Source organism: Microbacterium sp. sgz311019, from assembly GCF_056135325.1.
This window is the reverse complement of record NZ_JBWAXO010000004.1, coordinates 381506-391730: the sequence shown is the minus strand read 5'-3', so window position 1 is coordinate 391730 and position 10225 is coordinate 381506. Positions and strand designations below refer to the sequence as shown.

Annotated in this window: 9 protein-coding genes and 1 pseudogene; 1 reads left to right on the top strand and 9 read right to left on the bottom strand. The window is 62.2% G+C overall.

Annotated features, from left to right (window positions below; all coding sequences use genetic code 11):
• Nucleotides 1-81: 81 nt before the first annotated feature.
• A complete protein-coding gene (locus tag AC0NZN_RS08935; RefSeq protein ID WP_474591938.1) occupies nucleotides 82-309 on the bottom strand; it encodes a helix-turn-helix domain-containing protein in 228 nt (75 codons plus the stop codon).
• A gap of 435 nt (nucleotides 310-744) precedes the next feature.
• Here AC0NZN_RS08935 and AC0NZN_RS08930 point away from each other — a divergent pair.
• Nucleotides 745-957: pseudogene (locus AC0NZN_RS08930) on the top strand (integrase core domain-containing protein); the annotation flags it as partial.
• Here AC0NZN_RS08930 and AC0NZN_RS08925 read toward each other — a convergent pair.
• From AC0NZN_RS08925 to AC0NZN_RS08890, 8 genes are all read right to left on the bottom strand, one after another.
• Nucleotides 907-2502 (bottom strand): glycosyltransferase, encoded by a 1596-nt coding sequence (locus AC0NZN_RS08925; protein WP_474591937.1) that lies wholly within the window; start codon nucleotides 2500-2502, stop codon nucleotides 907-909. The pseudogene AC0NZN_RS08930 and the gene AC0NZN_RS08925 sit on opposite strands and share 51 nt — an antisense overlap.
• On the bottom strand, nucleotides 2499-3965 hold the full coding sequence (locus tag AC0NZN_RS08920) for an oligosaccharide flippase family protein (RefSeq protein ID WP_474591936.1): 1467 nt from the start codon (nucleotides 3963-3965) through the stop codon (nucleotides 2499-2501). Before AC0NZN_RS08920 ends, AC0NZN_RS08925 begins: the two co-directional genes overlap by 4 nt.
• A gap of 40 nt (nucleotides 3966-4005) precedes the next feature.
• The gene (locus tag AC0NZN_RS08915) at nucleotides 4006-4938 is read right to left on the bottom strand and encodes a WxcM-like domain-containing protein (RefSeq protein ID WP_474591935.1); all 933 of its coding nucleotides are present in this window, start codon (nucleotides 4936-4938) and stop codon (nucleotides 4006-4008) included.
• Nucleotides 4939-4965: 27 nt separating this feature from the next.
• On the bottom strand, nucleotides 4966-6075 hold the full coding sequence (locus AC0NZN_RS08910) for a DegT/DnrJ/EryC1/StrS family aminotransferase (RefSeq protein WP_474591934.1): 1110 nt from the start codon (nucleotides 6073-6075) through the stop codon (nucleotides 4966-4968).
• Between the two features lie 38 nt (nucleotides 6076-6113).
• Nucleotides 6114-7262 (bottom strand): hypothetical protein, encoded by a 1149-nt coding sequence (locus AC0NZN_RS08905; RefSeq protein WP_474591933.1) that lies wholly within the window; start codon nucleotides 7260-7262, stop codon nucleotides 6114-6116.
• A gap of 86 nt (nucleotides 7263-7348) precedes the next feature.
• Nucleotides 7349-8245, bottom strand: coding sequence for a glycosyltransferase (locus AC0NZN_RS08900; protein WP_474591932.1), 897 nt, complete (start codon nucleotides 8243-8245; stop codon nucleotides 7349-7351).
• Entirely contained in the window at nucleotides 8226-9233 is a 1008-nt protein-coding gene (locus AC0NZN_RS08895) for a glycosyltransferase (protein WP_474591931.1), read from the bottom strand. Before AC0NZN_RS08895 ends, AC0NZN_RS08900 begins: the two co-directional genes overlap by 20 nt.
• Nucleotides 9230-10015: a glycosyltransferase gene (locus tag AC0NZN_RS08890; protein ID WP_474591930.1), complete on the bottom strand. Its 786-nt coding sequence runs from the start codon at nucleotides 10013-10015 to the stop codon at nucleotides 9230-9232. The genes AC0NZN_RS08895 and AC0NZN_RS08890 overlap by 4 nt, the downstream gene beginning before the upstream one ends.
• Nucleotides 10016-10225 lie beyond the last annotated feature (210 nt).

Below are 10225 nucleotides of genomic sequence, written 5' to 3'. Positions count from 1 at the left end.
GCCAGCACGATCCGGGTCTTCACATCCGGCGGGATCACCGGCGGTCTGCCCATCAGTCACCTCCTGGGACTCACACGCCGATCATGCCCTCACAACCGGCCTGCCAGAAAGCTTGACGCGGGACAGCGGGACGAACCCGACGAGCTCACCGTGGCGATAGGTCTTGTATCGGTAGGTCCAGTTGTTGCCGGCGCTCCGAGAGACGCCGACCTCTGCGGCGGCACGGCGGACACTCCAGCCCCGCTCCCGCAGCTCCATGAACCGGCGACGCTGATCCGAGAGCTGACGACGCCCCGGACCCTTCGTCATACGACGAGACGATCCCAACACGACCTCCAGAATCTAGGAAGTGTTGCAACCATCGCTAGAAACCACCGCGCCGTTACTGACCAGTTTTCGAGCGCCGTCGACAGACGCATCCGCTCCGACTCGCTCGAGATCACCCCTTGACGCTCACCCCCGCCGACCTGCGCTTGACGCACCCACCGGCGCAACGACTCGGCACCGAAACCGAGCCTCACTGAGACGGCTTCGCACGCGCTCGTCAGGTTCGGGTACTCATCGAGATGATCGAGCACGAGCCGAACGGCTCGCTGCTTCGTCTCCTCCGGAATCCTCTTCGGCATGATCAACATCTTCCTTCCAGACTCGAAAGGAAACGGCATCAAACCGAGGACGGTTCATTTATCGCCCGCGACATCCACGCCAACCGGCCTCAAATCGCTACTTGACGAACATAGGAGCATTGAACGCTTCAACCGCACCCTCGCCGCCGAATGGGCATACGCGCGACCCTATGAATCCGAATCCCAGCGTGAAGCCGCCTACGCCGACTGGCTCCATCACTACAATCACCACCGACCCCATACCAGTATCGGCGGCTCAACACCCGCAGAGTTCACAACGTCACCCTCGCCTTCGAACACGTCGATGCAGACCCGCGAGTCGGCCGCGTAGTCGCGCCGGCATGATGTAGGTCAAGGACTGAAACACCCTGCGGCGAGGCACGCTGCTGAGCAAACGGATGCGAAGCATCAACGGCTGGACCGGCGCGTCAACAAGCTCACTCGACCACACAGGAACGGACAGCTCGGCGGCTCGCTGGAATTTCACTAGCTCTTCGTCGAGTGCCGTCGACTTCGATGGTGGCGAGAGAATCGATCTTCGATCCGGTGAAACCGAGCGGCTCCAGTGCGCAGCAGCGAACGTCTCTTCGAGCCGCTGATTCCACCCCGGAGACTCATGCGATTCCCGAACCGCGCTCTGGATAGCTGCACCGTCGGCGGCTCGATAGGCCGCGTCCCTCACCAGTCTATCCAGCTGAGCAAGGTACTCCTGTCTACGGGCGAAGTGAACCGGTCTGCCGACCAAGGCCACGTCGTCGGAGCTTAGAACCGAGTCCATGTTCGCCCCTGACATTGCGACGACAGGAATTGCGCGGGCAGCAGCGTCCAGGAGCGACGTGAGCGATGCGAACGGCAGCGAGTCGACGTAGATGTCGGCGACGGAATAGAGGTCATCGACATCCGAGACGACACCGACTGCCCGCCCCCTACCACCTGACTCCTCCTCGAGTTCCCGCCACCGCCCCTCCGGCCTCGGCCCGACGACCACGAGATGCACGTTCGAGTGTCTCTTCAGGAGTTCACGATGCACATCGACGAAGTGCTCGCCCGCGCGGGCGCCGAACTTGTACTCCGTAGCAATCGAGAGAATCACGACTGCGTCCTCCGCGATCGACCACGTACGCCGCGCATTCGAGCGAGCCGTCGCGGCGACACTGCGGAGAGGCACGGGCAGAAGGACTGACCGTGACTTCTCTATGCCGCGGCGAATGAGACTCAAGTTCTGCCCGGCAGGTCGAATGTCCGCGACAACATCCGCCACGTCTGCGCCTAGCCCAAATACATGGTCCGCGTGATTGAGGAAGATGACAGGTAGAACAGGATCGTGGAACGCGATGGACGGCACGACGTCGCACGGATGAATGTGCAACACCGCCGTCGCCGAGGACCGCGCGAAGTCTCTGAGTGCGGCCGCCCGTCGCGTGAGCGTCGGCTGGCCGCGCGCAATGTCGATGATCTGGCCCCCGGATTGCATGACAGCGTCGCGAACATGCGCCGGCACGGGGAGACCCGCCTGATCCGTCAACGCCAGAGAATGTGTCCGCTTCGGATCGTTCTCCATCCAACGAGAGATTAGACGTGTGTGGCCCCCGGTGGAGTACAGCTGCGTGGCGACGTGGAGCACATCGCTCTGGAGCCTGCTCGCAATTGCAGGAGTCGATATCAGGTGAGATGCGACCTGACCAACCAGAGACTCCAGGTCAGCGCTGCGGAACAGTCCTGGATGGCTGCGCCAGGCGTGGCGAGCCGCCGACTGGATGCGTGCCGCTGCGACGTCCGGCCCGTAGCGACCATAGGCATCCTCGGCACGGGCCACGAGGAGATCGAATTCAGCGCGATTCCTACCCAACAGCTCACTGACACTGACGTCCGTCACGGCGCCTCCTCGCGTTCAGCCGGCTGCTCTCCGGCCGCCGGACGCGCCGCGTCGCGCATAGCGACGAGGGTCTTCAAGGACGCGAGGGTCCCCAATATCGCGAGGCATACACCCCCGACTGTTCCTGCCGTGCTCCCCAATTCCATCGTCACGACGGTTACGAGCGCAAGAAGAAGTCCCACCGCGATATAAATCCACGTTCGCCGAGCAAGTCGGAATCGGCTCGCTCGGTATGCAAGGCCCGAAATCGCCAAGAGATAGACAACGTACGCGCCGGCATATGCGAGACCGATTCCAACCATGTTCGCCCCTGGGGGAATCAACATTAGGAGTGCCACATAGCAAAGATTGAACACGAGCTCGCCAAGGAAGAACGCGCCCTGCGCGCGTCTCGCGAGCAGGAGAAAGGCGATCGCCCAGCTCGCCACCTTGCAGACGTCGCCGACGAGCTGCCACCGGAGAAGAGACCCTGCCACGACGAATTCGGATGAATATAGCACGGTCAGCGCAACCGGCGCGAGCACGATCGTCCACAACAACACAGGGATGGCAAGCAACAGTGTGATCTGCGCCTGGGCGTCGACGCCTTGATGGAGACCTGCCACGTCTCCCGTCAATCGGCTGATGCGCGGGAAGTACTCCGCCGCTAACGCCGTCAATATGAACCCCATGTACACGCTCGTGATGGTCCACGCCGCCTGGAAGTGTCCAACCGACGCGAGTCCCAGGTCACGCTCGATCCAGCTCCGGACGCCCAGTTGCACCACATTCGTGAGAAGAACGCCGAGCATGATGGCTCCGCCGAGGGAAATCAACCGACGCAGCTCCGGCATCCAGTCGCGAAAGGCAACCCGAATGATCCTCGATCTGAGGCCGAGGACGGCCGCCGAACTGCATGCCAGTGTCGCCAGGGGCGTGGCGACGAGGGCAACGATCACGCCGGTCGGTGGCGAAAGGATGATCGCGACAACTGTGATCGCCGTGCCGAGCACCGCTCCGACACCATTGCAGAGAGCTAGCGACTTTACCCGACCCAGTCCGTTTATGTATGCAAGTTGCGACCCAGAGAGGACCGTCGCAGCGACCGTCGCTCCCAGGGCGATGCCGACCTGCGGTGCGACCTGCTTTGCCAGTCCGAGTTCGGCGGCAGCGACGGTCGCCACCGTGCACAGGACTCCTCCTCCGAGGGACAGCACCACGGCTCCGGTCAAGAGGGCCGCGCGCACTCGAGCGAGCGCCCGCGGATCCTCCACCGCAGCCGCGATACCTTGTACGCCGCTGGTGTTCAGACCCAAGCCGAACACGACGACTCCGACGTTCGCAGTCGCCGCCAGCAGACCGAGTGCGCCAGTCCCATCGGCGCCGGTTCCCAGAGCGATCGCCTTGGCGCGAACAGCTCCGAGGAGAACGACAACCACGGAGCTCAGACCGACGATTGCGGCAGCTTTCAGGATTCTTTTCATCTGGTCACAGGCGTGCCAACGGGAAAGACGACTGGCGGCGCTAATCCGTCGAGTTCCGCTGCTGCTCGATCACTGTCAGGAACTCCGAATAGCTGCGGATATAGTCGGCGTCATTGTACGGAAGCGATGCGAATACGGCCAGCACGGCGTCCGGCGAGTAGGCGTATTGAGTGCCCCAGGTCAAAGCGGGCATGTGCAGCCCCACATCCGCCCGATCGAGGACGAACTCTTGACGCGCCACGCCGTCGTCGACGATGGCACGAACGGAGCCCTGCAAGCAGACGAGGAACTGCTCACATTCGCGATGGGCGTGCTCGCCACGGACGTCGCGCGAGGGTACATCGAAGACTGTGAAGAACCGCCGCGGAGTGAAGGGCAGATCGGACTCGAACTCCGCGACCAACAAGGAGCCACGCATGTCGCTCACCGTGCGGAGCTTGTGCAACCCGAAGCCGATTTCTGCGTTTTCGATGCCGGTTCGGGGTTCCGGCGACCGCATGTTCTCGGTCTCTGCATACCCCACGATGCGAGCCGGGTTGCCGACTACGATCGCGTACGGTGGGACATCGCGGGTGACCACCGCACCTGCGCCCACCATCGCGGACTGGCCGATGCGCGCGCCCGGAAGTATCACCGCGCCACCTCCGATCGAGGCACGCCGCTCGACCACAGTTCGCAGGAACCGATCCGGATACTGCTTTGAACGCGGGAATCGATCGTTCGTGAAGGTGACATTGGGCCCGACGAAGACGTCATCGTGAATCTCGATGCCATCCCAGAGCTGGACGCCCGACTTCACCGTGACGCGATCGCCCAGCACAACGTCATTCTCGATAAAGACGTGGTCGTTGATGTTCACGTTCCGCCCAATCACGGCGCCGCTCAGCACATGCGAGAACGCCCAGATGGTCGTGTCGTCACCCACTGCCGTGGTGTCGCAAATGCCCATCGGATGCACGAACGGAGCGACCACAAAAGTTCCTGTCTCTATCTAACTGGTTCAGCGCAACGCCGAAATAGCATCGCATACCCTCTGAATTTCAGATTCAGTGAGTTCCGGAAAGCATGGGAGGGAGAACGTTTCGCCGCATACCCGATCGGTTACCGGCAGCTCCTGCACTTCCGCACCGAGCCCTGGTTGATCGTAGTCGGGTACGGGAAAGTGTACGTCGGTGCTCACACCACGCGAAGCCAGCTCGTCGCGAACGGCATTCCGGGTCCGCGTCAGCGCGACTGCCAGATGTGCCACGTGGTGCTCCCCATCTGCCGGCAATACCTTCAGCGGCCCTCCCTCGGAGGCGGCTTGATACCGACTGATGATCTGCCTGCGGCGGTCGTTCAGTTCATCCAGCAGCGGGAGTCGGCCGAGTAGAATTGCCGCCTGAACCTCATCGAGACGCGAATTCACTCCGTGCGCCACGGCGATGTGGTACTTCTCGGCCCAGCCGTACTGGCGCAGTTGCGCGACCGCGCGAGCCACCTCATCGTCCGGCGTGACGATCGCACCTCCGTCGCCAATCGCGCCAAGGTTCTTCGTCGGGTAGAAGCTGATCGTCCCGGCATCGGCGAACGTTCCTGCGAAGCGCCCGCCCAGGCGCGCCCCGATAGCCTGAGCGCAGTCTTCCACGACGCGCGCACCGCGAGCATGGCAGAAGTCCACGAGCCCGGTGATATCGGTCAGTCGTCCGTATAGATGGGTGACGACTACGACACCGACCTGGTCTGTCCAGGCATCGGCGACGGTGTCGATACTCAGACACAGCGTGTCCGCATCGACGTCGGCGTAACGCGGTTCAAAGCCGGCGCGTCGTGTCGCGATCGAGGTATATCCCCCCGCGTTGGCCGCCGTGAGCACGCGAGACCGGCCTCGAGGCATAACGGCCTTGATCGCGATCTCCAGCGCATCTGTTCCCGAAGCAACCCCGAGGACGTTCCCTACTCCGAGGTATTCGCCGAGGGCCTGTTCGAATCGCCGATGCTGGGGCCCCATCACTACGTAGCCGGAAGTGAGCACCTCACCAAACGCTGTGGTCAAGAGTTCCCTGTCACGGTCGATAGCTCTCGACAAGTCGTTCATCGGCACCAAAGGAATGCCCGAGTCTGCTGGCACGAATGTGTCTCCTGGTTGGTATCACGGTCGAAGTCAGTCTATCCCGCGGCTCTGAGTCGACCTCTCCGCCGGTCCCGAGCGGCTACGACCCACGGCGCTCCGCGTGCCACTGCGCAAGCCCCGATCAATGCATACCATAACGGACTCATCGCGTCCCATCCGTGGAGCGCAATGATGAACCCAAGCCCGGTCATCGTGGATGCGGCCAAGCCCAACGACAGGTCCGCTCTGATCGCGGCGAGGGAGACGAATAGGGACACAAAGTACAGAACGATGCCAATCCATCCCAAGCCGAATGCCGCGAATACGGTTTCGGAGTCTAGCGAACGGGTGATGTCGAAAACCCCGTGCAATTGTGATGAGACAAGCCAGACGCCGCGTGGCGGCGTTTCAAAGACATACCCGAAGGGGTGTTGCAAGAGGAGCTCAGGAACGAGCGAGTAAAGCGCGCCCCGATAGTTGGTGCTGTAGTCGACGCCTGTGGCCCCGGGTATGTAACGCGTCCATACCTCGGTGGCGAGGAAACCGAGGACGACTATGGCGACACCCGCGACTAAATACACGACCCATGTGAACTGCTGCAGAAGACGGCGAACGGTCGGCAGGAATTGAACGAGGCCAATGAGGGAACAGACGAGCGCTGGCGCCCTGCTACCGGTGGCCCATGCGCCCGCCACCAGGAGCGCTGCGGCAGGGATCTGGAGACTCAGCCTCGGTAGCTTGAGCGTGAACGGCACCAGCGTCGCGAAGATCGTTCCGAGTACCAATGCGTTCTCTGAGCCGACTAATGCGCGCGCCAGGCCCTCACGCTGAGTTGTCGTGAACTCGAACGCCCGTCCAAGCGTCGAGAATCCGAAGGCGGCTTCGATGATCGCCAACGGCGCGACGATCACAGCCACTCCGAGGAGCATCCGGATGTATGCGGTCCCCGACTTGGCGATGCAGATAGCACCGCCCAAGAGGGCGAACAGCGGCAGGAGCACAAAAAAGTGCTCCGCATTCACTGCAATCAGGCGGTCATGCAGGTGATCCGCTATCGACTCGATGACCGCGACGGCCGCACAAAGATACGCCAGCCCTACTGCAGCGGAGACAATCTTCACTCTTGTCGACAAGGAGGACAGCAACAGCTCGACGCCGAGCGCGAAGACTCCGAGCACGACCGCGATCAGCCTCAGACTCGCCACGTGTTGAAGTGGGTACGGAAAGAACAGACCGATCGACAGAAGTGCGGCGGCTGCAAGACGCAAGGCACGACCAATTCGCTCACTCGTCATGCGGAAACCCGATCGCCGGGCAGCGGGACGCGGGGGAGCCGTCCGCGGAGGACTCGCTCGCCATCCATCCATCCATCCACGATGGCCCAGGGGGCAGACCAGTCTCCGCGGCCCGTCAGTATCTTCTTGGCGAACGAGCGGCCGACCTCGTACGCCACCCCGATTCGCCCGCGCCAAGGTGAGAAGAAGCGCGCCTGGAATAGAAGAAGATTCCTGCCGAGAAGGCGAGGCGGTATACCACTGGACTTCTGGGTCGCCTGCGCGCGCGGAACCCACACCACGCGGCGTCCTTCTCTGCGAAGCCTGGTATGGAGATCCGTTTCCTCGAAGTAGAGGAAGTAGCGCTCCTCGAGCGGCTGACCCTCGATGTCTTCAGTGCGATACATCGTGAACGCGCCGTCGAGCCACTCGCGATCGACGGGCTCGGTCTCCGAACTGCGAGTGCGCACGTGACTCGGGCGTTTCAGCTTGGAAGTCAGTACGCCTCCGGTCGACCACAGTTCGCCTTCCATATCGGCGCTCCACAGCGTGGGCCCCGCAACGGCGATCCGGGGGTCGGACTTCATCGCATCGCGCAACTCGCGAATAGCGTCGAGATGCGTGACAGACTCATGAGTAGCAACGATGACCAGGGGCAATCCCAGTCCGCTTTCGCGCAACCGAGCGATTCCAGCATTGGCCGCCGCCGCATAGCCGCGATTCTCGGTCTCGATCGCGATGAAGCCCCGGCCCTCGAGTTCCGCCACGAGGTGCGCATCCCCACCATTGTCTGCGATGAGGATGTGCCCCTTCGGCAATCCGGCGGCCTCAAGACTCAGGAGGGTGTCTCGAAGCGTATCGGGGCTTCGGTGATGAACGACGACGCACGCGACATCATCGATCAATGGCTGCACGGCGTGTGCTCCTTCGCTGCGACTCGACGTGGCGTGACCAACGCCAGCGGACTCCAGCAGGATAGCCGCACATCTTAGCCAGATCACCAGCCACCACGACGATCGGCACGAGAACCACCGCTCGCCGCCAGCCCTGACCGAACTCGCGGCGGCGGGTAACGACGCGGACCCAGAACTTCCCCATGTAGACCAGGAATCCCCCGAGGAGGAGGAGCAGAATTGGAGGGGACCGCAAACCGGCGACCAAGAGAGCCGCGCCGCAGATGTACGTCGCGTATCGAATCGCGTGCCGTCGCCGCCATAAACCGGCCTTGCCATCGCCGCGTGCGTAACGAAAGTACTGCTTCATGAAGGCCCGCAGCGTGGGGCGCGCGGACCAGGTGACGACGGCGCCCGGCTCGAAGACGAACTCCATCTGCTCGCGTTTGAGCGCGAGGTCGAACACAAGATCTTCGCAGTAATCCAACCATTCGGGGTACCCGCCAACCATCGCCCACGCACTGCGGGTATAGGCGATGGATCTGCTGGACGGGAGAAAGGTCGCGGCGTCGACTTCGGACAGCGTCGGCGTCACGGTGAATGCGATCGCCCGCTCGAGAAGACTCTCACCGACCGGCCGGAACCACCCGGACACGACGTCTGCGCCTTGTTCGCGATCGAATCCCGCAAGCATCTTCTCGATCCATGACCGACCGAGCCGAGTTCCGCCATCGGTCACGAGGATTCGGTCGTGTGACGCCAAGGAAATCCCGTGGTTCCGTCCCTCGGAGATACCAGCGCCGGCACGCTCGAAGACCCGCAGCTCACACCCGTCCGGCGCACGCCAGGCCCGCAGCAGCTCGACTGTCCCATCAGACGATCCACCGTCAACGACGATGACCTCGGCAGTCAGCACGGTTTGCGCCGAAAGGCTTGAGAGGAACTCCGGCAGGCCCTGTGCTTCGTTGAGCACCGTGAGAACGAGTGAAGCATCGCGGATCATCGTCATGGCGCTGAACCATAAACAAGGGAAGCGATTCGAGGATGTCGCTTCCAGGCAGTACGACGAGATGCCAGGAACTCCGGATATCGTGCGTAGAACTTGATCATAGATGCCAACTCCCTGCGCCATGGCGCGAGCCGAAAGGAACGCGTCTCCCGTGCCCAGCCGTGGGTCCACTCCGCCTCAGGGATGATCGCTACAGCGTACTCGGCATTCCATGCACGAAGAGAGAAATCCTTGTCCTCGTAGTAGAGGAAGAAGAAGGGATCCCATGCACCCAATCGGATGATGTCTGCTCGTCGCCCGAACACTGCAGCGCCCATCAGCCAACAGACGTACTTCGGCGCACAATCAATAGGAAACAGCAGATAGCCGCCCTCAAGGCTCGAGCTTCCTCCCAAGCGATTGCGGATCTTGTCCAACAGAAAGGGAAAGCCCCGCCCATTCGGCTGTCGGCTCCCGTCCGGGTTCAACAACTGCGGGGCAACGATGGCATTGAGCTCAACGGCAGCCTCTTCGAGCAATGCAAGATCGTCCGCAGAAACACGCACATCCGGGTTCACGAAGCCTATGAATCTCCCCCGAGCTGCGTGGAAGCCCACATTGTTCGCCGCCGAGAAGCCAACATTCTCGGACATCGGTATCACATGCGCGCCTAGCTCCTCGGCCACCCGTGCGCTGTCGTCGGCCGAGCCGTTGTCAACGACGACCCATTCGACATCCGAGCTCACGGGCGACGGCGACCAGAATTCGCGAAGCGTCGCCTCGCTGTTGTATGTCACGGTCACAAGCGAATATTGCGGAGCATCCACGGCTGCGTGTGGTCGTTCGTCATTCTGACGCAATTCTCGGACGTCTCCCGTTCGTGAGGCAAGGGCTTCGTACAGCGTATCGATGTTTCCTGAGATCGAACCGGGGACTACAACCCGGTCACGCCATGGGAATAGACATTCCGGGGCGCACTGCGGACACGACAAAGGGTCGGGTCCGAAGACCCG

Excerpts from the sequence above, each read along its gene's own strand:
- AC0NZN_RS08935 (WP_474591938.1), bottom strand. The coding sequence starts at position 309 with ATGACGAAGGGTCCGGGGCGTCGTCAGCTCTCGGATCAGCGTCGCCGG.
- AC0NZN_RS08920 (WP_474591936.1), bottom strand. The coding sequence starts at position 3,965 with ATGAAAAGAATCCTGAAAGCTGCCGCAATCGTCGGTCTGAGCTCCGTG.
- AC0NZN_RS08895 (WP_474591931.1), bottom strand. The coding sequence starts at position 9,233 with ATGACGATGATCCGCGATGCTTCACTCGTTCTCACGGTGCTCAACGAA.